21 protein-coding genes are annotated in these 22,811 nt (G+C 28.3%); 15 read left to right on the top strand and 6 right to left on the bottom strand.

Features of this window, described 5'->3' with window-relative positions; all coding sequences use genetic code 11:
- Nucleotides 1-34 precede the first annotated feature (34 nt).
- From ftsH to raiA, 6 genes are all read left to right on the top strand, one after another.
- The gene (gene ftsH / locus IPP08_07655) at nt 35-1,996 is read left to right on the top strand and encodes an ATP-dependent zinc metalloprotease FtsH (protein ID QQS67852.1); all 1,962 of its coding nucleotides are present in this window, start codon (nt 35-37) and stop codon (nt 1,994-1,996) included.
- Nucleotides 1,997-2,110: 114 nt separating this feature from the next.
- Entirely contained in the window at nt 2,111-3,010 is a 900-nt protein-coding gene (locus IPP08_07650; GenBank protein QQS65655.1) for a hypothetical protein, read from the top strand.
- Between the two features lie 68 nt (nt 3,011-3,078).
- Nucleotides 3,079-3,696: a heme-copper oxidase subunit III gene (locus IPP08_07645; protein QQS65654.1), complete on the top strand. Its 618-nt coding sequence runs from the start codon at nt 3,079-3,081 to the stop codon at nt 3,694-3,696.
- Nucleotides 3,697-3,746: 50 nt separating this feature from the next.
- Nucleotides 3,747-4,163: a cytochrome C oxidase subunit IV family protein gene (locus IPP08_07640; protein QQS65653.1), complete on the top strand. Its 417-nt coding sequence runs from the start codon at nt 3,747-3,749 to the stop codon at nt 4,161-4,163.
- 171 nt (nt 4,164-4,334) lie between these two features.
- Nucleotides 4,335-5,189 carry a hypothetical protein gene (locus IPP08_07635; GenBank protein QQS65652.1) on the top strand — a complete coding sequence of 285 codons (855 nt, stop codon included), beginning with the start codon at nt 4,335-4,337 and terminating at the stop codon, nt 5,187-5,189.
- Between the two features lie 93 nt (nt 5,190-5,282).
- On the top strand, nt 5,283-5,585 hold the full coding sequence (gene raiA, locus IPP08_07630; protein ID QQS65651.1) for a ribosome-associated translation inhibitor RaiA: 303 nt from the start codon (nt 5,283-5,285) through the stop codon (nt 5,583-5,585).
- A 23-nt stretch (nt 5,586-5,608) separates the two neighbouring features.
- Here raiA and IPP08_07625 read toward each other — a convergent pair whose 3' ends face one another.
- The 6 genes from IPP08_07625 to IPP08_07600 all read right to left on the bottom strand — a co-directional run bounded on the left by IPP08_07625 (nt 5,609) and on the right by IPP08_07600 (nt 11,542).
- The gene (locus IPP08_07625) at nt 5,609-6,577 is read right to left on the bottom strand and encodes an ATP-binding protein (GenBank protein ID QQS65650.1); all 969 of its coding nucleotides are present in this window, start codon (nt 6,575-6,577) and stop codon (nt 5,609-5,611) included.
- Between the two features lie 20 nt (nt 6,578-6,597).
- A complete protein-coding gene (locus IPP08_07620) occupies nt 6,598-7,293 on the bottom strand; it encodes a response regulator transcription factor (GenBank protein ID QQS65649.1) in 696 nt (231 codons plus the stop codon).
- Nucleotides 7,294-7,436: 143 nt separating this feature from the next.
- Nucleotides 7,437-7,949 carry a hypothetical protein gene (locus IPP08_07615; protein QQS65648.1) on the bottom strand — a complete coding sequence of 171 codons (513 nt, stop codon included), beginning with the start codon at nt 7,947-7,949 and terminating at the stop codon, nt 7,437-7,439.
- 69 nt (nt 7,950-8,018) lie between these two features.
- The gene (gene xseB, locus IPP08_07610) at nt 8,019-8,246 is read right to left on the bottom strand and encodes an exodeoxyribonuclease VII small subunit (protein QQS65647.1); all 228 of its coding nucleotides are present in this window, start codon (nt 8,244-8,246) and stop codon (nt 8,019-8,021) included.
- Between the two features lie 141 nt (nt 8,247-8,387).
- Nucleotides 8,388-9,401, bottom strand: coding sequence for a hypothetical protein (locus IPP08_07605; protein ID QQS65646.1), 1,014 nt, complete (start codon nt 9,399-9,401; stop codon nt 8,388-8,390).
- Nucleotides 9,402-9,607: 206 nt separating this feature from the next.
- The gene (locus IPP08_07600; protein QQS65645.1) at nt 9,608-11,542 is read right to left on the bottom strand and encodes a T9SS type A sorting domain-containing protein; all 1,935 of its coding nucleotides are present in this window, start codon (nt 11,540-11,542) and stop codon (nt 9,608-9,610) included.
- Nucleotides 11,543-11,834: 292 nt separating this feature from the next.
- Here IPP08_07600 and IPP08_07595 point away from each other — a divergent pair, with 292 nt between their 5' ends.
- The 9 genes from IPP08_07595 (at nt 11,835) to IPP08_07555 (ending at nt 22,802) form a co-directional block, all read left to right on the top strand.
- On the top strand, nt 11,835-13,496 hold the full coding sequence (locus IPP08_07595) for an acyl-CoA carboxylase subunit beta (protein QQS65644.1): 1,662 nt from the start codon (nt 11,835-11,837) through the stop codon (nt 13,494-13,496).
- A gap of 108 nt (nt 13,497-13,604) precedes the next feature.
- Entirely contained in the window at nt 13,605-16,445 is a 2,841-nt protein-coding gene (locus IPP08_07590; protein QQS65643.1) for a S8 family serine peptidase, read from the top strand.
- Between the two features lies 1 nt (nt 16,446).
- A complete protein-coding gene (locus IPP08_07585; protein ID QQS65642.1) occupies nt 16,447-17,226 on the top strand; it encodes an ABC transporter ATP-binding protein in 780 nt (259 codons plus the stop codon).
- A 148-nt stretch (nt 17,227-17,374) separates the two neighbouring features.
- Nucleotides 17,375-18,793, top strand: a complete 1,419-nt coding sequence (locus tag IPP08_07580) for an acetyl-CoA carboxylase biotin carboxylase subunit (protein QQS65641.1) — start codon at nt 17,375-17,377, stop codon at nt 18,791-18,793.
- Nucleotides 18,794-18,824: 31 nt separating this feature from the next.
- Entirely contained in the window at nt 18,825-19,109 is a 285-nt protein-coding gene (locus tag IPP08_07575; GenBank protein ID QQS65640.1) for a hypothetical protein, read from the top strand.
- A 112-nt stretch (nt 19,110-19,221) separates the two neighbouring features.
- Nucleotides 19,222-20,625, top strand: coding sequence for a dihydrolipoyl dehydrogenase (lpdA, locus tag IPP08_07570; protein QQS65639.1), 1,404 nt, complete (start codon nt 19,222-19,224; stop codon nt 20,623-20,625).
- A gap of 73 nt (nt 20,626-20,698) precedes the next feature.
- A complete protein-coding gene (gene lipB / locus IPP08_07565) occupies nt 20,699-21,346 on the top strand; it encodes a lipoyl(octanoyl) transferase LipB (protein ID QQS65638.1) in 648 nt (215 codons plus the stop codon).
- A 34-nt stretch (nt 21,347-21,380) separates the two neighbouring features.
- Nucleotides 21,381-22,193: a class I SAM-dependent methyltransferase gene (locus IPP08_07560; protein ID QQS65637.1), complete on the top strand. Its 813-nt coding sequence runs from the start codon at nt 21,381-21,383 to the stop codon at nt 22,191-22,193.
- 159 nt (nt 22,194-22,352) lie between these two features.
- Entirely contained in the window at nt 22,353-22,802 is a 450-nt protein-coding gene (locus IPP08_07555; GenBank protein ID QQS65636.1) for a TlpA family protein disulfide reductase, read from the top strand.
- Nucleotides 22,803-22,811: the final 9 nt, after the last annotated feature.

Raw genomic sequence — 22,811 nt, 5'->3', positions numbered from 1 at the left:
TAAAATATTAAAAACAGTATTCATGATTATGGCAATGTTTATTGCTGTAATGGTAATAGTAATGCTTGTTAAAGGTGGGTCTTCTGGGAGTTTAGCAATTACATTTAATGATTACAGAAAATTATTAGAAGCTGGATCTATTGAAAAGGTAACTGTAATTAAATCACAATTAAATGACTATGAGTTAATTGGAGAATTGAAAGTTGCCGAAAATTTATCTTCAGAAAATGGAAATAGGAAAGCAGTTACTAAAAACTTTACTACCAAATTGTTAGTTGTTGATAATGAAATACAAAAAGAGTGGTTATCTAAAAATATTAATGTTAATGTTCAAAATGAATCTGGTGATTATTTTGGTAATATAGTAAATGTTGCATTGTTACTTTTTGGTGTAATTTTAATGATTACAATGTTTAGAAGGATGCAACAAGGAGGCGGTTCAATGGGTGGAAAGAATATATTCTCATTTGGAAAATCTCAACCTAGAGTACAAAATGAAAATTCTGAAAAGATAACATTTGCTGATGTTGCGGGTGTTGATGAAGCTAAACTTGAATTATCAGAAGTTGTAGATTTTTTAAAGGAACCAATTAAATTTCAAAAATTAGGTTGTAAAATTCCAAGGGGGGTTTTATTGTTAGGACCTCCAGGAACAGGTAAAACTCTATTAGCTAAAGCAGTGGCAGGTGAAGCGGGAGTTCAATTCCTATCTTTATCAGGTGCTGATTTTGTTGAAATGTTTGTAGGTGTAGGTGCAAGTAGAGTAAGAGATTTGTTTGAACAGGCTAAAAAAGTTTCCCCAGCCATTATTTTTATTGATGAAATAGATGCTGTTGGAAGGCAACGTGGAGCTGGCTTTGGAGGAGGACATGATGAAAGAGAGCAGACTCTTAATGCACTATTAGTTGAAATGGATGGTTTTCAACCTAATACAGGAATTATAGTAATAGCTGCCACAAACAGACCAGATGTTTTGGATCCTGCTTTGTTAAGACCAGGAAGGTTTGATAGACAAGTTATGGTTGATTTACCTGATAGAAAGGGAAGAGAAGGAATTTTAAAAGTTCATACTAGAAATATGCCAGTAGGTAGTGATGTGAACTTGGAAAGGTTAGCTTTAGCTACTCCAGGTTTTTCTGGTGCTGATATAGCAAATTTGTGTAATGAGTCTGCTATTCATGCTGCTAGAAGGGGTGCTAAGGCAGTTACTATGGAAGATTTTGAACAAGCCAGAGATAAACTCATCATGGGGTTAGAAAGAAGGTCAATGATAATGAGTGATGAAGAAAAAAATATGACCTCTTATCATGAGTGTGGTCACGTATTAGTTGGTAAGTTAATGCCAGAAGGAGATGCACTTCATAAAGTTACTATAATTCCGAGGGGTAGGGCTTTAGGTGTTACTTCATTCTTACCTGAAGGTGACAAGCATTCAAGATCTAAGGAATGGTTTGAATCTAGAATTGCAATGGCAATGGGAGGAAGAGCTGCAGAATTATTAATTTTTGGTAATTATACTTCTGGTGCAATAGGTGATATAAAACAAGTTACTCAATTGGCAAAACAAATGGTTTGTGATTTAGGTATGAGTGATATACTTGGTCCTGTCAATTATTCATCAGGAGATGGGGAAGTGTTTTTAGGCAGAGATTTCAGTACACATAAAGATATTAGTGAAGCTACTGCAACAATTATAGATCAAGAAGTTAGAAGGATAGTTGATGAAGGAATGGAGCGTGCCACAAAAATTTTAAAAGAAAATGAAAACTTGTTACATAACATGGCAAAACTTTTAATTGAACATGAGACATTAGATGCTGAAGAAATTGATATGATTGTTAAAGGAGAAGAAATTCCTCCATTAGAAGTAAAAAAAATGATGAAATCTAGAATTTCTAATATGGTAGATTCTGTTAAGCAAGAAATTAAATTAGCTACAAAAACAATTTCAAATCCTGATTCTGATAGTGGTTTAACTCCTGCTGCTGGTGTATAGATATCATTATTAATTAAATAAAATTAGACTAGAGGTAAATTTATTTCTAGTCTTTTTTTATTTTGTAACTATTCTATGTATTAAAAAATATTATCTTTTCTTAGTTTTGTTGTGATGAAAAAAATACTATTTGTGATATATTGTTTTGGAATTACAACTCCTTTTCTTTCTGCACAAACCAATCAAAAAATTGATTCTTCATTAGATAGTTTAAATAGGAATTTTATGAGAGATTTTAGTTTAGATTCTTCCGTAAAACTAAATTCTTATAAATCTCCTTTTGTTTCTGGTACTTTATCTGTTATTTTACCTGGTTCAGGGCAAATATATAATAGAAGTAGTTTTTGGAGAACTGCATTATATTTAATTATTGAGGCTACGAGTTGGTATTGTTATTTCCTTTTTGATAAAAAAGGAAATGACCTTACTATATCATTTCAGAATTTTGCTGATGATCATTGGGATGTTGGAAGGTATATTAATTGGATTCAGAAGAACTATAAGAATTGGAATGATTCATTAATTGATAAAACTATTATAAAAAACAATTTAGATTCAATTTATATATCTGATGATCTAAACAAAAAAAATTGGGAGAGAATTGATTTTGATAAATTAAATAAGATTGAAAGATCAATAACTCCATTTTCACATACACTTTATAATCATGGAGAGCAACAATATTATGAAATGATTGGCAAATACTCTCAATTTAGATCAGGTTGGGATGATCATAATTTCAATGGTGATACAATAAAAATATATGATCCGTCATTTACTTCTACAAATAATACTGATTACACTTATCAAAGGGCTAATACAAATAAGATATTGGGTTATACAAATGTTGTAATTGCTACAATTATATTAAATCACATTGCAAGTGCAATTGATGCAGTAATTTCAAGCAATACAAACAACAAAGTGAATTTTAATGCACAAACTTATTTTAAAAGTAATATCAATAATCAAAATCTATTTTTAACTTCTTTGATGCTGAAAATAAAGTTTTAGTTAAATTAGCAAAATATTTTATTTAGAATTCTAGTAAACAAATTAAAATTAGTAAATCATTTTTTATAATGAGCGAATTACTTTTTACAAAGCCGGTACCACCACGCTTTTTTGACACTAACACTCTTGATGATACTCAAACCAAAACAAATAATTGGAAAGTATTCATGTGGTTATTCTTAGCACAAGATGCCATGATGTTCTTTACTTTATTTGCTGGTTACATTGGGCTTAGAATTTCAGATCCTGCCTGGCCAAAACCATCTGCTATTTTAGGTATAAACTTTACTGCAGGAATGACTTTTCTTTTAATTTGTTCTTCAGTTACCATGGTTATGTCAATTGCCTCAATCCAAAAAGGTGATCAACAAAAAATGAGAATGTGGTTGTGGCTAACAGTTTTTGGTGGAGTTCTATTTTTATGTGGACAATACTATGAATACTCACATTTGATAAATCATCAAGGAATGAGTTTTTCACACAGTAATTTTTGGGCAACTTTTATTGCCTTAACTAGTTTCCATGGTTTCCATGTGTTTAGTGGTGTTGTATATTTAGGTAGTGTGGCAGTTAAATATAAAAATTATACTAAGGAAAATTATGCCCATTTAGAAACCGCTGGTTTGTATTGGCACTTTGTAGATCTGGTTTGGATTATTTTATTTACATTAGTTTATCTTGTGTAAATTATTAAGTATTATTTTAAAATTAAAAATAGAAATTTCATTTAATTAATATGTCAACTATTCAAAATGCTCACTCAGAGGGTGGGTCTCATGTTAAAGATTATATTCTAATATTTGTTGGTTTGTCAGTTCTAACTTTTGTTGAAGTAGCTGTAACCTCATTTAGTATGTCACCTTTTATGTTGACAGCAGTATTATTAATATTAGCATTTGTAAAGGCTTCAATGGTTGCTTGGTATTTTATGCATTTAAAATATGATGCTAAATATCTTGCCTTTATTGCTGGGGTTCCTGTTTTCCTTGTTTGTATAGCAATTATAATTATTGGATATGAAATGACCACTTATACAACAACAGCTCCAAAAACAGATCTGAAGTATATAACCCATGAACAATCACACAATCAGAATGAAAGTGTAAATCAAACAAAAGATGAAAGTGTAGATAAAAATAAAAAAGATCAGTAATGCTTAATAACATTACTGATAAAGATAATAATCATTCCTCTGAAGATAGAAAAATAATTTTTTTCTTTTTTGGAGGAATTTTATTTTTTTTTATAATAGGATTTTTAATTCTATTATTTTCTGTTTTCTCAGATTGGCAACATTAAGTTCTTAAAAGCCTAAAATTGTAAAATGAGTTTTGTAAAAGTCTTTTTTTTAATCTTTATAAATTCCCTAACTTTTTTTGTATTTAATTTATATTCTCAAAATGATGTTGACCATATTGATTCAATTGAAATAGTTGAAAAAAAAACATTGTTTAATGATAATTTACTTACTTTTTCTTTAGAATTTATTCCTTCACCATTTGGAGGAAATTTTTTTGAAGAATATTCAAAATTAAATCCAAAGGGTCTTAGATTAAAGGATGCTTTGTTGCCAACATTATCAGCATTATTTGATTACAACGAAAATTATAAAATTACTGGTAGAATATCTTATTATAATTGGAATTTAACAGATATTTATAATCAGATGGTATTAAATAATACTATTCCAAAAGAAAATGATAAAGGATCACCAGGTCTATCAATTGTTGAGAGTATTAGTGGTTTTCAAATCCCATTTTTAATGGGATTACAGTTTTCACCATTAAGATCTCAATATTCTAATTACTTAGGTGTTCAAGTTGGATTGAATATAAGTAATACAAATTGGCAAACAACTTCGAGGTCAATCTCTAATTCTATTTTATCTTCCAGACCTGCTATAAATATTAACGGAATTAGTCTAGATTTTTCATATAGATTTTATACAGGTTTCGAGCTTAGATTTGATAGTATTGTATCAAATACTAATCCATTAAGAGGTGTTTTTTTAGAAATAAGTTACTTTGATTTGCCTATTCTTAGAGGATATTTTGAAAGAATTATAAATGAAAGTAAAGGGTTGTTTAATACCCCAAGTAATGGGATTACGAGAATATCTACTGGTGGAATAAGTATTTCAATAGGTGCAACTATTCAGTTTTACAACACAACTAATTAATGATTTTTACAATTTCTTAAATTCTTTTTGTAAATTATTTGATTGTTTCTATTAAATTATATAACATAAAATTTTAATTCTAAAATATTAAAAATGAAAGTAAATATCACTTCACGTCATTTTGAAATTAGACAGGATTTAGAAAATTTCATAAATGATAATTCTGAATTATTGAACAAACACTTTGCTAATTCAATTGAAAAGATTGATGTTATTCTTGATTATCATAGAAATGAAAAGTTAAGTAAGATTAGTGAATTTATTGTTCATGCATACAAATGTGAATTTGTTTCAAAAGAAAGTTCAGATGATTTTGAGAAATCAGTTACAGAATGTTTAGATAAAATTAAAATCCAAATTACAAAACATAAGGAAAAAATTCAGTTGCATCATTAAAGGATTGGAGATAAACAGTTTGTTTAAGAATTTTTATTTGATTTCCCAATTTTTTTAAGATTGAACTTAAATGTAGTACCAACTCCTAAAGTTGAAATAACATTAATTTGAGTTTCATGGGCTTCAATAATGTGTTTTACAATTGCCAAACCCAATCCAGTTCCACCAACTGATCTTGATCTGCTTTTGTTAACTCTATAAAATCTTTCAAACAATCTGGGAATGTCTTCATTATCAATTCCTATACCATTATCTATTATACAAATTGATACTTCATCTTCTAATGGCGTTACTTCTAAAGTTACATTTCCATTTGGTTTGTTATACTTAATTGCATTTTCAATTAAATTGCCTATTACTTGTTTTAATTTTTCTTTATCACCAAGTATTAGAATATTATCTTTTTCGGAACCAACATAATTGTAGTTTAGCTTGATATTAGCTTGTTCAGCTGTTGGTTCTAAATCATTTATAATGTCTATGAATTCTTCATTAGGATTAAAGTATCTAAAATTCATACGCATTTCACCAGATTCAATTTTAGAAATCTCGATCAAATCTGTTAGTAAATTGTTCAATCTTAAAATATTCCTATGAGCTTTTTCCACAAATGAATTCCTAATAGATTCTTCAAGATTCTCGTTATCTAATATAGTTTCGAGAAAACCTTGAACAGTAAATATAGGTGTTCTTAATTCATGAGATACATTCCCTAAAAATTCACTTCGCACTTTCTCTAACTTGATATTCTCTTTCTTATTATTAAAAAAAGCTTCTCCAAAATTATTTATCATTTTGGAAATAATTTTCAACTCATTACTTTTAAACTGATTTAAATCTATCAAGTTAAATTTATCTTCATTTAACATTTTAGATAGAGCATCAATAATAATTTTTTCTAATAATTTTTGTTTTTTATAATTAACAATAAATAAAAAAATTACAATTAATAGAATAGAAATTATAACTAAAAATATAAAATGAAATGTCATAGATATCTTTAATAGTAAACTCAGCTATCAATAAATCTGTATCCAACTCCTTTAACAGTTTCTAAAAGATATTCTAAGTCTTTTAATTTTTCTCTTACTTTTGATATATGAACATCAACTGTTCTATCCCCAACATTAACTTGTTCACCCCAGATTCTATTTAGCAAATCATCTCTTCTAAATACTTTGCCAATATTTGATGCTAATAAAGCTAATAATTCAAATTCTTTTTTTGGAAAAAAAATAGTTTCATTTTTTACCTTAACAGTATAATTTTGACGATTGATTTCTATCGAATTGACTTTAACAATTTTGTGCATTAAATCTTCATTTACACCAATATCAAACTGTCTTCTTAAAGCTGCTTTAATTTTTGCGATTAAAATTCTTGGACTAATTGGTTTGTGTAAATAATCATCTGCACCAATTTCTAAACCAATTATTTGATCTATTTCTTCAGATTTTGCGGTCAAAAAAAATATTGGAGTTTTAGAGTAATTAGTGATTTGTCGAATCTTTCTACATGTATCAAAACCATTTAGATTTGCCATCATTACATCTAACAATATTAAATCAAAATTGTTTGTTAAGGACAAATTAACAGCCTCTACTCCATCATGTGCTATTGAGGTTATAAAACCTTCGGATTCTAAATTAAATTTTAACAAATCTAATATATCTTCCTCATCATCTACAATTAAAATTGATTTACTCATAAAAATATTTAAAGCTTTATATTTACAAACTTACCAATTTAATAATAAAGTAAAATATTATGTTCTCTTAATATAGAAAAGTATAAAAAAAATGCTTAAGAATGAGATATTCAAAAGCATATTTTAATATTTACAATTTATATTTACTTTAAAATTTTGATCTTTTTCTTAATTTGATTCGGCTGTTTATTAATTATTGTATCATTTGTTTTTGGGGTTGAAACTGATATAGTATTTACTAGTTCATTTAAACTTGGCAACATTGTTTCCACATTTGCAAGTTTCATATTAACAGCATCAAATTCTTGTTTAGCTTGGTTTAATGCAGTTTCTAATTCACTTCTTTTACCCTTATTTATTGCTTCTTCAACTGTTATACTACTCCTAGAAATCATTGAATTTGCTTCACTAAAAATTGATTGAGATGTATATAATAATTTATCTAATTCGTTTCTTTGTTTACCAAAAGAAGATGTATCACTTGGATTAAAACCAGGTAAATTTTTAACCTTTGTATTTATCTCATCACTTTTAATTTTAAGATCACTCAATTTACTCGAAACAGAATTTTTCATATCAGACCACTGTTTTTGCAAATCTGAATTATCTTCTTTACATCCAAAAGTTAAAGTTGATAAAAAGCAAAAACTTAACATTAAAATCACATACTTTTTCAATTTAATTTTACCGATTTTATTTTTTGAACTTGACAAAGTTTTCTATTGTTATTTATTATTAGTTAAAATTTGTTCTTCAATTAAATTGTCATGATTTAACTTAAAAATCTTTTGCTCAGTTTCAAACAATTCAATTTTACATTTATTTGCTAGAGTTACTCCTTCTTCATATAATTTGACCATATCATTTAACTTATGGCCACCTTGTTCCAATGAAGAAACAACTTGTTCTAAGCGAGTTATGTTCTCTTCAAAATTATTTAATTTACTTTTCAAATTATATATTATTTATTTATAATTCAAAAATAATAATTAAATGAGAATAAGAATTAAATTTAGTTTATATTTTAATGATTAACAAAAAAACATCGGTTCCCCAATTGAAACCGATGTTTAATATTAATCTCGAATAAAAATTTATTTACAAGATGAACAATCTATATAATAATTAATAAAAAATTTATTATTTAACTCATTGTATTCACTAACACTATTCAAATCATCAAATTTAAAAGTAAGAATATATGTTGAACTACAATCTAAGTATGGTTGAGTTGTTAAAGATTTAGTTTCACCAGCATTAAGTTGTAAGGCACTATTAATTGCTCTTACCTCTACTCCACCAGCTCCACTGTACAATTTATTTTCAAATATGCCAGTATAACTTGATCCATCATTTTTAATGTGATAGGTAACGTTATAAGCAAATTGATTATTTGCACCTCCACCTGGTAATGCATTCTTACAATCTAATTTAACTGAACCTCCCCATGGAACAAATTGTCCTCCAGTTCCATTAACATCTCCACCAATAGTTACACCATCTTTAGAGTTTAAAATATCAATTTTATTCTTTAATTTTTTAGTGTTTTGAATAATTTTTGAGTTATTTGTTAAAACTTCTTTAGCAGTAGTACCATCATTAGGTTTAAGTTGACAATCATCTAATAAAGTGTAATTGAAAGTTAATAAATTGTTTAATTCATCAGATTCAACAATATCTCCAATATTTAAATTATCATCTAATTTTATGAATAAATCATGTGTCCCAACAGGTAAGTTAATAGGTAAAATAATATTCCTAATTTCACCACTAGCTAAGCTTGGAACATCCACCCAACTATTACTTCCTAATCTTGAATCAATTGATACGCCACATTTAAAAGGTCCACAAGCTAATCCATTGTTAGTTATACTAAAATTAATACTGAAATTGTAGTAAACTACTCCAGATGCTTCACTTCTTTCATGAGATGAACAATAGATTTTTACCTTTCCATTGTTATTACAAATAGTATTGTCAATCATAATTGGTTGATTTACAAAAAGAATATCAGCAATGTCAATTCTAGTCTTTTGAGAAAAAAGATTTGTTGTTAAAGAAATTAACGCAAGTAAAATTGATAATAATAATTTTGAATTGTTTTTCATTTTTATTTTAATAAGTTTTAAAGTTTTTTAATTGATGTAATAAATATAAAACTTTCGCGTTGCAATTTAATTTACAATGCGTTGCAACTATAATTTAATGTTGAATATTAATAATTTTAGAAAAATAAATATAAAATACAAATTTAAAAAACTAAGGCTTGATTAGAATTTACTAATCAAGCCTTTAATTAGTAAAATACTAACTATTATTTGGAAACATGAATCATTCTAGATGAAGTTTTCCCATTTTGAGAAACAACACACCTATAAGTTCCACTTGGAAAGTTTGTAAAGTCAAATTCATTAACATATGTTCCAGCAAAAGCTTTGTTGTTATTAATAGAACCAATTTGTTCTCCAATCATATTAAAAAGTTGAATTTTAACATCACCATTATTAGGTAATGTATATTGAATATTCACTTTGTTTGTAACTGGATTTGGAAAAGATCTAATAGAAAAAGCTAATGCAGAAGATTCTTCTTTTTCAACACTTCCAGCTTGATTATCTGGTATAGAAATTTTTTGGAAATACTGAAAACATTCAGAAAATTCTGTTGGTCTATTAACAGGAGTTTCTGCAGTACCATCTCCATCAGCATCATAATTACTTACAAACGCATAAGCACCTGGGTATCTTCTTGCTTGGAAAACCATATTACATGTTGTTGTACCATTAGCATTAACACAAGTAGGAGATAATGATGGATATTCACAACTTGCACTATCAGTTCCAGTTCCAGCAAAATCCTGAACCAAAATTGGATTGCCCCAATTCTTTCCTCCATCTTTTGAAGCAATTGCCCATAATCTTGAATACAAAAATCCTTCTTCACTTGAAACATTTGCAGATCCAGTCTCATCTGATGGAGCCCAAGCTTGGAAAGCTATCATTAAATTTTTGTTATTATCTGCAACTGAAACTGAAGGATAACATACAAAACCAGTATTAGGTTGATTTTTATTTGATGCAAATCTAGAAATACCTAATCCAGATTTTAAATCAGTATTTGCAATTATTTTTAATCCCCTAGATGGAGTCCATTGAAAGATACATCTACTTGAATACAAATTATTTATACTCCCACTCGAAACTATATTAGCTTCTTCGCCAACATATGCAATATCAACAATACCATCATAATTCAAAGTATCTTCGTCTCCGTTTTCCTCAGTAATATTATGTATATTAAAACCAAACGCTTTTACAGGAGCACTCCACTTAACTCCATCAGAGCTTTCAGAAAAATATAAACCACTATTTTCTAAATTTGCATTTGCATCTACATAATCCCAAACAACACCAATTTTTCCTTTTTTTGATGTTGAAACTGCATAATTGCCACCACTAGTTTTTGCAGTTTCACTTTCAGAAATACTTTTCCAAACAGGAGTTGTAGAAGCTCCAATTTCAACTATAGAAACGTTCAATGCTTCTCTTTCAGCAACAGTAGCAGGACCAATCGAACCAAAAACTAAGGCTTTGTTCTTATCAGTTGGAGATATAGCAACCATGGGCCAAATTGTTCCAGATGCACTTCCACCTGTACTACCTAAAGAACCATTTGCATTTTCAGCAGGGAATTCATTTGCAGCTAAAAAGTCAGTACCACCAATTCCTGCATATAAGAAAGTTCTAACAACAGCATCGCTTGGAGTTGTACCATGAGTAGCAATTATTGGTACACCTTCATTACCTAATGTAAGCCATGGAAATCCTCTTCTATTAGGATCAATTTGTTTTGTTGATTTCCAAGTAACTCCACCATCATTTGATACAGCATACCCAACTTTTCTATTTGTACTCAAAACATTTGTATCATTATCACCTTTGCTTGTTGAAAGCATATAAGTAGTATGAATAATATTTTCAGTACCATTTACAATATATTGAGGACTCCATCCATTAGACTGATAATCATAATAACCTTGCAATCCAGTAGGAGTTGCACCATTACGTAATTTTAATGGAGCTCCACTAACAGATTGTAATTGAGGTTTAGATTTGTTCATATCTTTTGGAATTATCTCTGGCATTGGCCCAGATTTAACTCGTATTGGTGCTCTATCACTCATTGTTTGTGATAAAGAAAATCCATAAACTAAAACTCCAAGAAATAGAGTAGTAATTATTTTTTTCATTTTAAAGTAGATTAAGTTAGAATTTATTTATAATTGAATATTAAATTTCGTTGATAAAAGAAACTTGAAAAGTGAGAAAGTTACGCAAAGATAAGAAAGTATTTTAAAATTTATGAATTGAGTTAAAATCTATAAAAATTATAAATAGTATAAATTCAAAAATTTTTTAATTTAAAAAATAATTAAATAAAATTAATCAAATTTTCAAAATTGATTATAGTTAATTCAAACAAGTCGCTAAGCATTAATTTCTACTTAAATTTGTTCTTTTAATTCTAATAATACTTATAATATGCAAATTGGAAATAGTAAAGTAAATGAACTACAAGCTTACAAAAAAAATTATGAAGTAAACAAACAATTGCTTGAAATTGAAGAATTAACTTCAAGTAAAACTAAATTAGGTGGAGGAGTTAAAGCAATAGAAAAATTGCACACTAAAAACAAATTTTCAGCTCGTGAAAGAATTGAAATGCTAATTGATGAAGGTTCATATTTCCTTGAAATTGGACTTCATGCAGCTGATGGAATGTATATTGAACAAGGTGGAGCTCCTTCTGCTGGTGTTGTAACAGGAATTGGAATTATTCATGGAAGAGAAGTGATGATTGTTGCAAATGATCCAACTGTTAAAGCTGGTGCTTGGTTCCCTATGACTGCAAAAAAAAATATGAGAGCTCAAGAAATAGCAATTGAGAATAGAATACCTGTGGTTTATTTAGTTGATTCAGCTGGTGTATTTTTACCTATGCAAGATGAAATTTTTCCAGATAAAGAGCATTTTGGTAGGCAATTCAGAAACAATGCTGTAATGAGTTCTATGGGAATTCCTCAAATTAGCTGTATTATGGGTCCTTGCGTTGCTGGTGGTGCTTACCTTCCAATAATGTGTGATGAAGCAATTATTGTTGAAGGTAATGGTTATTTATTTTTAGCTGGTCCTGCATTAGTTGAGGCAGCAATTGGAGAAAAAGCAGATCAAGAAGAACTTGGTGGTGCAGAAATGCACAGTTCTATTTCTGGAGTAACAGATTTCAAAGCTAAAACTGAATTAGAAGCAATAAATTATATAAGAGCTTCAGTATCTAAGTTTGGACCTAGTTTAGGGAAAAGAAATTTGTTTGATAGAATTGAACCTCAACCTCCATATTTTGATTTAGATGAAATATTTGGTTGTATTTCTTATGATAGAATAAGACCCTATGATACTTACCAATTTCTTGCAAGAATTATTGATAATTCAGAATTTGACGAATATAAATCTGATTATGGTAAAACTATTATTTGTGGTTTTGCAAGAATTGATGGCTGGGCTGTTGGTATTGTGGCAAATAATAGAAGTGTTGTTAAGAATGCAAAAGGTGAGATGCAAATTGGAGGCGTTATTTATTCTGATAGTGCAGATAAATCTGCTAGATTTATTATGAATTGTAATCAAAGAAATATTCCTTTAATATTTATTCAAGATGTAACTGGGTTTATGGTTGGAACTAGAAGTGAACAAGGAGGAATTATTAAAGATGGGGCTAAAATGGTGAATACAGTTGCAAATTCAACTGTTCCAAAATTTACATTTATAATTGGTAATAGCTACGGTGCTGGTAATTATGCAATGTGTGGTAAAGCATATGATCCAAGATTAATTTTTGCTTACCCGAGTGCTAACATTGCAGTTATGGGAGGAACTCAAGCGTCTAAAACAATGTTAACTATTAAGCTATCACAGTTAAAAAAGGAAGGAAAATCTATTTCTGTTGAAGATCAAGAATTAATGCTTAAAGAAATTCAAGATAGATATAATGAACAAACTAAACCAATTTATGCTGCTTCTAGGTTATGGGTTGATGGTATTATAAATCCGTTAGATACTAGACAAATTATCTCAAGGGGTATATCAATGGCAAGTCATAATCATGTTATACCTAAATTTAATACAGGGGTGTTTCAAGTATAATTTCTTTATAATTTAATAACATTTCACAACATTTACAAATTTTGTAAATATAAATCTAACAATAACATTCTAATAGTGTTAATAGAATATAAATGCACCTAAACATATATGAAAAAAAATATTTTTGTTTTTTTATTTCTTATGGATATTCTTTTTACATCAAATTTATTATCTAAAAATTCTTTTGATTATAATCCTCATAAAATAATTGTAAAATTTAATATTGGAGTTGACATAAATAATAATTCAAATCTTATTAAATTAATAAATGAAAAATATGAGATAGCTTTATCAATTAAGCCATATATAAATCCAAAACTATTATGGTACAATACAAATTATTCATTATTAAAACAAAATTATAATGCGCCTGAAGAAAATATCTCAAGAATTTTTGTCCTTGATTTATTACCAAATATTGATGTTTCTAAAGTTCATGAAATACTTAATAAAAAAAGGTTTATTGATTATTCGGAACCTCTTTATAACAGATATCTAATGTACAAACCTAATGATGTAAATTTATCTAGCCAATGGTATTTAGATACAATAAAAGTTATAAATGCATGGGATAAAGTTAGAGCAGATTCATCAATTGTTGTTGGGGTTGTTGATGCTGGTTATGACTTTAATAATAAAGAACTATCAAATGTATTTAAAATAAATTATAATGAATATGGGAAAGATGCTAAAGGTATTGATAAATCAATAAATGGAATTGATGACGATGGAAATGGACTGATAGATGATTGGAGAGGCTATGACTTTGTTGGAACTAATGGATATAATCCTGATAATAACCCAGAGTATAGTTTTAGTACTCATGGAATTGCCACTTCTGGGATTATTGGTTCTGAGGGTAATAATAATTATGGGATTGCAGGAGTTGCTTTTGGATGTAAAATTCTTCCAGTAAAAATTGTTGATGATGTTGGAAACATTTCTAATGGATTTGAAGGAATTATTTATGCTTCTAAAATGGGGGCTAAAATAATTAATTATAGTATTGGTGGAAAAGGAAAGAGTAAAGCTGAAGAGGAAATAATAGATTATATTTACTACTCATTGGGTTCTTTAGTTGTTGCTGCATCTGGAAATACAGGGAATGGTGTTGATCAATTTGATTATATATACCCCGCTGCGTACGATAATTGCTTGAGTGTTACAGCAACTCGTGGAGAGGATTATAGAGCAGATTTCAGTGTAACAAATTATAAGGTAGATATGTCTGCTCCTGGAAGTTTTATTTTTACAACAGGTTCTAATAATCAATTTGATTATGAAAATGGAACTTCGTTCTCAAGCCCTATTGTTGCTGGTGCTTGTGCTTTAGTACAAAAACAAAATCCAAATTTAAGTGTTGAACAAATTCGCGAAATTATAACTACAAACATTAAGGATATTTCAGCAAATCTAATAAATGGTTCTCAAGATAAAATGGGTAGTGGTAGGTTAGATATTAACAAAGCATTAACTAATAATATCAATACATCTTCTGCTAGAATGATTAGTTATTCTTTAGAAGATCAAAATAATAAAATTCCAGAGATAGGAGAATCAATTGCTTTGAATCTTTCTATTAAAAATATTTTAGCAAACACAAATACATGTGAGGTTTCAGTTTTTTGTTCATCACATCCTGAAATTTCAATTAGCAAAAATAATTTCAAGCATGGTCCTTTAAAAACAAGTGAAAGTTTTTCTGTTTCAGATAGTTTTAATTTTAAAATTCCTCAAAGTTTTAAAATTGATGAAGAATTAGTTTTAAAAGTAGTTATTAAAACTGATGATATTAGCAATACACAATACATAATTCAAAATGTATCTCCATCATATTCAGTCACTAATTTAAACAATATTGTTGCAGCAGTTAATAGTAAAGGGAATATTGCATACACAGATTTATCTAGAGGTGGAGGCGAAGGTTTGACACACAAAAATTTTGGATCAGATTTATTATACCATTCTGGTTTAATGATAGGGGTTTCAGATACTAAACTTTCAGATGTTGTAAGAAGGGGATTTAAAAGTGATGGAATAGAATCTGATTTTTATACAACTCAACCATATAGATTAACAACTGATATTAATAAACAAATTGGTATTTCAAAATTTAATGATTCATTTGTTGATGAGTTATTAAGAGTTGGAGTAAATGTAGAATTGAATACAATTGAATATAAATCTCAGGAATTGAAAGATGTGTTATTCCTAATATATAAAGTTCAAAATAATAATAAAACCAAATTATTTAATTTACACTGTGGATTGTATTTGGATTGGGATCTTAATATCAATAATAATGATAAAGTAGAATATGATCTAATCAATAACATAGGTTATATGTTTGATAACACTACAAGGAAATTGTATGCTGGAACAATATTATTATCTAATCAAAAATTAAATTTCTCAGGTATAGAAAACTTAAATCCAAATAATGGAATTAAGCCCTTTCCACAAAATAGAAAATGGGATTATCTATCATCAGGCACTTCATTAATTTCGGATGTTTCTGGTGACATGAGTGTTGTAATTGGAGGAGGAGGGGAAGACCTAAATGCAGGTGAAACCAAAGAATTTGCTTTTGCAATAATTATTACTAATGATGCTGATTCTCTTATTAATATTTCAAAAAATGCACGTGAAAAATATAAATTTTTAATCGGTGTGAACAATGATAATTCTTTTTCTAGGGATTCTTTAATCTGTTATATAAAAGACAAATCTATTATTGTATTTGAACTTAATTCTACAAAAAAATCGAATCCATTTTTGGAGATTTGTAATATTTCTGGTGAAGTTATACTAAACAAAAATCTTAGTATTTTTATAGGGAAAAATAAAATTGAAACTAAAATTAATGAGTTAGCAAATGGAGTTTATTTTTATCGTCTACATGATGGGAATTCAATTTTAACAGGTAAGATTTTAGTAGAAAAAGAATAAAATGAGTAATATATTAAATGTTGAATTCTTAAATAGTAAAATTGATTCAAGATTTGAATTAAAGAACATAACATTCAAGATAGAAAGTGGTTTAATCACTGGAGTAATTGGTCCGAACGGATCTGGAAAAACAACTTTGTTAAAAATTATATCTGGACTCTTAAATTTCGATAATGGCTTAATTGAAATCAATGGAAATAATTTGTTGAATATGAATAATTCAACTAAATCTAAATTAGTAACATTTACTCCTCAAACATATATTCCAGTTTTTGATTTTACAGTATATCAAACTGTTTTACTTGGAAGATTACCATATAACTTGTGGTATAAAAATACAACTGAATTTGATGAATCAGTTTGTGAAGAATGTATGATATTAACTGATATTCATAAACTTAAGGAGTTAAGCATAAAAAAAATATCTGGAGGTGAATTACAAAGAGTTATGATTGCAAAGGCATTAGCTCAGGAAACTAAATTAATTGTTCTTGATGAGCCTTTAACTCATTTAGACCCATTTTATCAAAAAGAGATATTTAAAAATATCCAGATTCTTTGCAAAAAAAAAAATATTAAAGTAATTGCCTCATTCCATGATATAAATTTTGCATCATCTTTTTGTGAGAATATAATAGCTTTACATAATGGAGAGATAATTTCACAAGGAGAACCAAATAATGTAATTACAAAAAATGTATTACATAAATTGTTTAATTCAAACTTTGAAATTCAAATAAACAACCAAAATAAAATCACTGTTCTACAAAATTTAACATAGGTTAAATTATAAATGATAAATTGAAATATTAATATCAATAAAAATTTGAATCAATATTTTTCAACATTGTAAATTCATCAAACTAATAAGTAACAATCTTTTCTTATTTTTGGAACTTAAATTTTCAAAACAATAAAAGAAAGATTTAGTGAAAAAAATATTAATTGCTAATAGAGGTGAAATAGCAAGAAGAGTAATTAAATCTGCTCTTTCAATGGGTATCAAAACTGTAGCAGTTTATTCAGACCCTGATACTCAATCATTATATGTCCAAGAAGCTGACGAATCATATAGATTGCCAGGAATAACTTCTAGAGAAACATACTTACAATCAGAAAAGATTTTATCAATAGCAAAAAAAACAGGTTGCGATGCTATTCATCCAGGATACGGTTTTTTAAGTGAAAATGCAGAATTTGCACAATTATGCTTAGATTCTAATATTAATTTTATTGGACCAAGCCCTGAAGCTATAGATCATTTAGGAAGTAAAACAAACGCACGATTATTAGCAATAGAAAACGATGTACCAGTACTTCCTGGAACAACTAGAGGAGTAAATTCTTTTAAAGAGGCAATAGAAATAGCAAATAATATTAACTTTCCCATTTTATTAAAAGCCGCAGCTGGAGGTGGGGGAAAGGGAATGAGAGTAGTTGAAAATGAAGATGAACTTGAGGTTTCACTTAAAATGGCTCAATCCGAGTCATTGTCATCATTCGGGAGTGATGAAGTTTTTATAGAAAGATATATTACAGAACCTAGGCACATTGAACTCCAAGTAATTGCAGATAAATTAGGTAATGTCTTAATTTTAGGTGAGAGGGAATGTTCAATTCAGAGAAGACATCAAAAAGTAATTGAAGAAGCTCCTTCAGTTATTCTAACACCAGATACTCGAGCTAAAATGATAGAGTGTGCTCAAAGGTTGATTAAAGGAGCTAATTATTATAATGCTGGTACATTAGAGTTTTTGTTGGATACTGATGGAAGTTTTTATTTTCTTGAAGTTAATACTAGATTGCAAGTAGAACACCCTGTATCTGAAATGGTTACTGGAATAGATCTTGTTAAAGAACAACTATTGGTAGCAATGGGTGAAGAAATTTCAGTCAAGCAAAAAGATTTGATAATAAATGGTCATGCAATAGAATGTAGAATTTGTGCAGAAGACGTTTATCAAAATTTCATGCCAAGTATAGGTTTAATTCGTGATTTAATTGAACCTGTTGGAGAAAATATTAGAGTGGATAGTTCTTTATATAAAGGATTAGATGTAACTCCTTATTATGATCCAATGTTAGCAAAATTAATTTGTTGGGGTGAAAATAGAGAAACTGCAATTGAACTTTCTAAAAAAGCTTTAAATGATTTTCATATTGCTGGAATCAAAACAACAATTCCATTTTGTAAATATGTTCTCAATCATGAAGATTTTGTTTCTGGAAACTTTTCAACAAATTTTGTAAAGAAAAACTGGTTGAATGTTGAACAAGATATAGATATGAATAGTATGTTAAAAATTAGTCAAGCAGCTATAATTTCATATAATAAATCAATATTGTAAATAATTTATTCAATTGTTATTTGTATCATAAATGGCATCCAATTTACATAGGTGTCCTGCTTGCAAAACAGCAGGTAAAGTATATCGATCAAAAGTAAGAAGTGCTTATGAAAAGTGGAACATCTACTTAAAGCCATTTAATAGAATGTACAGATGTCATCATTGCAATTGGAGGGGAAGTTTAGTAAAGAGTAATATTAAACCTTGGATGGTAGGTTTAGTTAAAGTTGTATATTTTATAATTGGTTTAATTTTATTATTAGGGATTTATATAGTTATTATTAACTTTTTTCCAAAAGCAAGATTTAAATATTAAAAATTTTTTTTAATATTTAATTAAACAAGATACTTTTATAAATAAAATTAAATAAACTCTTCAAAGATTTATTTTCAAATAATATTTTCAATTTAAATTCTTAAATTTTTTAATGGCTAATCATCAGTTTGATGTTGTAATAATAGGTGGCGGACCAGGCGGGTATGTTTCCGCAATTCGTTTATCGCAATTGGGTAAAAAAGTTGTTTTAATCGAAAAAGCAAAATTAGGAGGAATTTGTTTGAATTGGGGATGTATCCCTACAAAAGCATTATTGAAGAATGCAGAATATATGCATTTTCTAAACCATGCAAAAGATTTTGGGTTCAAAATCTCAAATGTAGAAGTAGATTTTCCGAAAGTAATAGCCAGAAGTAGAGAAGTAGCTAAAACAAATTCAGAAGGTATAGATTATTTAATGAAGAAGAACAAAATTCAAGTGTTTTATGGTAAGGGTTACATTCAAAAAAAAGGAGTTGTAGAAGTTAAAGACAATAATGGAAATATAACTGAAATTATAGAAACTAATTCAATTGTAATTGCAACTGGAGCAAGATCAAGGACATTCCCTAATATTGAAGTAGATGGAAAAAATATAATTACTTCAACTGAAGCAATGATTTTACAATCACCACCAAAATCAATGATAATAATTGGTGCTGGTGCTATTGGAATTGAGTTTGCTTATTTTTTTAATGCCTTTGGAACAAAAGTAACAGTTGTTGAAATGAAACCACATATTCTACCTGTTGAAGATGAGGAATGCTCTAAAGAATTATCTAGAGCTTTTAAGAAAAAGAAAGTTGAAATGCTAACAGAAACTAAGGTTATAACAGCTAAATCAAATGGTGTTGGAGTTGAAGTATTAATTGAAGATAAGAATGGAAATCAAAAAATGATTATTGCAGATATTGCTTTAAATGCTGTTGGTGTTCAAGGTAATATAGAAGATATAGGGTTAGAAAATACTAGTGTTGTATTAGAAAGAGGATGGATAAAAGTTGATAAAAATATGTTAACTAATATTGATGGTATATATGCAATTGGTGATGTAGCTGGTCCTCCTTGGCTTGCCCACAAAGCCTCTGGCGAAGGAATAGCAGCAGCAGAACATATTTCTGGATTGAATTCACATGGAGTGGATTATCTGAATATACCAGGTTGTACTTATTGCCAGCCTCAAGTTGCATCTGTTGGTATTACTGAGGCAAAAGCAAAAGAACTTGGGTATGAAGTAAAAGTAGGTAGGTTCCCATTTAAAGCAAGCGGAAAAGCTAGGGCAATAGGCGAAACAGATGGATTTGTAAAATTAGTGATAGATTCAAAGTATGGTGAAATTCTTGGTGCACACATTGTTGGTTCTGAAGCTACAGAAATGATAGCAGAGCTTGGATTAGCAAGGTCTTTGGAAGCAACTGTTGATTCTGTTTTACATACAATGCACGCTCATCCTACTTTATCTGAAGCTGTTATGGAAGCAGCTGCTGATGCTCTTGGAGAAGCTATACATATTTAAGCTATTTAATGATAATCTGTTTTTATATTGAAAATTATCTAGGAATTTTATTCAATTGAATTAATTAATTTTTATGAACTTCAGATGGTTAGGTAGAATTAATTATGGAGAAGCATATGATTTGCAAAAATTGACTTTTCAAAATGTTTTAGATGAAAAAGAAGATAATACTTTTTTTTTGTGTGAGCACCCTGATGTAATTACAATTGGTAGAAATTCTAAAAATGACAATAACTTATTAAAATCTAGGGAACAATTAAAATTAGATGGTTATGAAGTATTTGATGTAGATAGAGGAGGAGATGTAACTTATCATGGTATTGGTCAATTAGTTGGATACCCTATTATTAGGCTAAAAGATTATAAAGAAGATTTAGGCTGGTACTTAAGGTCTCTTGAAGAATTAATAATCCTCACAATCAAAGAATTTGGAGTTAATGGAGTTAGAAGTGAAGTTAATACAGGAGTTTGGGTAAATTCAATAGATAATATTCAGAGAAAATTATGTGCAATAGGTATAAAATCGTCTAGATGGACAACCATGCATGGGTTTGCTTTAAATGTTACTACAGAATTGAATAGATTTAATCCAATTGTACCATGTGGTATTAAAGAATTTGGAGTAACATCTATTGAAAATGAAACTAATAAAGTGTTTTCATTACAACAAATTTCAGATGTTTGTTTTGATATGTGGAATGATGTTTTTAGTATAAGCTAAAAATTAATTGAAGTCAAATTTTTAATATTTAATATTGAATACCTTTAAAGAAATAGTATATAGTGATAATAAATACTCAGATGTAGTAAAGTATCTTTGGAATTATATGTATGGATTATCTTGTAATTATGTAATTCCATTTTTGCTTGATAAAGGTGTGAAAATTAAAAATTCTGATATTATTGAAATAGGCTGTGCAGAAGGTGGTAATCTTTGTGCTATGTTTGAATATGGAGCAGGAAGATTGGTTGGAACTGATATTGCTGAAGATAGATTGGAGTATGCACGTGAATTATCGAATACATGTGGTATTAAAACTATTGAATATACTAATCATGATGTAATAACAAATGAACCAACTGAAGAATGGATAGGTAAATTTGATATTGCATTGTTAAGAGATGTTATTGAACATCTTGATGATGAAAAACAAGCATTAGTAAATATAAAAAAAATGTTAAAACCTGGAGGTATTCTATATGTTACTTTCCCACCATATTATTCACCTTTTGGAGGTCATCAGCAGTTGTTATTAAATAAAATATCTAAAATTCCATTTGTTCATTTACTACCAAAATTTATTTTTAATAAATTGATTAAAGATGGAAGAGCAGCTGATGTAATTGAAGTTCAAAGGATTAAAGAAATTAGAATGACTACTTCAAAATTCAGAAAAGCAAGCCTTGATTCTGGATACAGAATTCTTGATGAGAAGTTATTTTTCCTAAGACCAGTTTTTAAAATGAAATTTGGTTTACCTGCTCTAAGTGCTAATATATTAAAACCAGTTCCTTTTATAAGAGATGTTTTTGCTATGGAAGCAGGTTATCTGTTAGTTAACGACTGATTGTTTTAATTAATTTAGAGATTTATTTTTAAACTAATTAGATTCTCAAATTGTCAATCGAGATATAAATTTAACTTAATAATTATATAATTTTTTACAACTCAAATGAAATTAAATTCTTTTAAATTAATTCTTGTCATATTCTTTTTGACATTGACAATGAATAATTTTACTTCTGCTCAAAATTCTTCAACTTTAACAAAGTTGCTAACAAATGTTTCAGGAGGTCAAAAATCAATAGCATCAATTGCAAGTGGTAAAGTTACTATAGTCAGTTTTTGGGCTACTTGGTGTGAACCTTGCAAAAAAGAACAAGAAGCTATGAATAATCTTTATAGCAAATTAACAGAGAAAAGTGTTGAATATATTGCTGTTTCAATTGATAATACTAAAACTATGGCAAAGGTAGCACCATATGTTAAATCAAAAGGTTATACTTTTCCAGTACTTATAGATAGTAATTCAGATATTTTCAAAGCATTGAATGGTGATAATGTTCCTTACACTGTTATCTTTAACAAAAGAGGTTCAATTGTTGAAAAACATGAAGGATATTTGAAAGGAGATGAAAAAAAGATTTTTGATAAAGTTATGTCTTTAGTTAAATAAATTTATTGA

Source organism: Chlorobiota bacterium, from assembly GCA_016700335.1.
In the GTDB taxonomy this organism is placed as follows: Bacteria; Bacteroidota; Ignavibacteria; order OLB7; family OLB7.
This window is presented reverse-complemented; position numbering and strand designations above follow the sequence as displayed.

What these genes read in the sequence shown, in the direction of transcription:
- IPP08_07605 (QQS65646.1), bottom strand. Translation starts at nt 9,401, where the DNA reads ATGAAAAACAATTCAAAATTATTATTATCAATTTTACTTGCGTTAATT.
- IPP08_07590 (QQS65643.1), top strand. Translation starts at nt 13,605, where the DNA reads ATGAAAAAAAATATTTTTGTTTTTTTATTTCTTATGGATATTCTTTTT.
- lipB (QQS65638.1), top strand. Translation starts at nt 20,699, where the DNA reads ATGAACTTCAGATGGTTAGGTAGAATTAATTATGGAGAAGCATATGAT.
- IPP08_07640 (QQS65653.1), top strand. Translation starts at nt 3,747, where the DNA reads ATGTCAACTATTCAAAATGCTCACTCAGAGGGTGGGTCTCATGTTAAA.
- ftsH (QQS67852.1), top strand. Translation starts at nt 35, where the DNA reads ATGTTTATTGCTGTAATGGTAATAGTAATGCTTGTTAAAGGTGGGTCT.
- IPP08_07645 (QQS65654.1), top strand. Translation starts at nt 3,079, where the DNA reads ATGAGCGAATTACTTTTTACAAAGCCGGTACCACCACGCTTTTTTGAC.
- IPP08_07650 (QQS65655.1), top strand. Translation starts at nt 2,111, where the DNA reads ATGAAAAAAATACTATTTGTGATATATTGTTTTGGAATTACAACTCCT.
- IPP08_07625 (QQS65650.1), bottom strand. Translation starts at nt 6,577, where the DNA reads ATGACATTTCATTTTATATTTTTAGTTATAATTTCTATTCTATTAATT.
- IPP08_07635 (QQS65652.1), top strand. Translation starts at nt 4,335, where the DNA reads ATGAGTTTTGTAAAAGTCTTTTTTTTAATCTTTATAAATTCCCTAACT.
- IPP08_07620 (QQS65649.1), bottom strand. Translation starts at nt 7,293, where the DNA reads ATGAGTAAATCAATTTTAATTGTAGATGATGAGGAAGATATATTAGAT.
- IPP08_07555 (QQS65636.1), top strand. Translation starts at nt 22,353, where the DNA reads ATGAATAATTTTACTTCTGCTCAAAATTCTTCAACTTTAACAAAGTTG.
- IPP08_07615 (QQS65648.1), bottom strand. Translation starts at nt 7,949, where the DNA reads ATGTTAAGTTTTTGCTTTTTATCAACTTTAACTTTTGGATGTAAAGAA.
- raiA (QQS65651.1), top strand. Translation starts at nt 5,283, where the DNA reads ATGAAAGTAAATATCACTTCACGTCATTTTGAAATTAGACAGGATTTA.
- IPP08_07595 (QQS65644.1), top strand. Translation starts at nt 11,835, where the DNA reads ATGCAAATTGGAAATAGTAAAGTAAATGAACTACAAGCTTACAAAAAA.
- IPP08_07585 (QQS65642.1), top strand. Translation starts at nt 16,447, where the DNA reads ATGAGTAATATATTAAATGTTGAATTCTTAAATAGTAAAATTGATTCA.
- lpdA (QQS65639.1), top strand. Translation starts at nt 19,222, where the DNA reads ATGGCTAATCATCAGTTTGATGTTGTAATAATAGGTGGCGGACCAGGC.
- IPP08_07575 (QQS65640.1), top strand. Translation starts at nt 18,825, where the DNA reads ATGGCATCCAATTTACATAGGTGTCCTGCTTGCAAAACAGCAGGTAAA.
- IPP08_07600 (QQS65645.1), bottom strand. Translation starts at nt 11,542, where the DNA reads ATGAAAAAAATAATTACTACTCTATTTCTTGGAGTTTTAGTTTATGGA.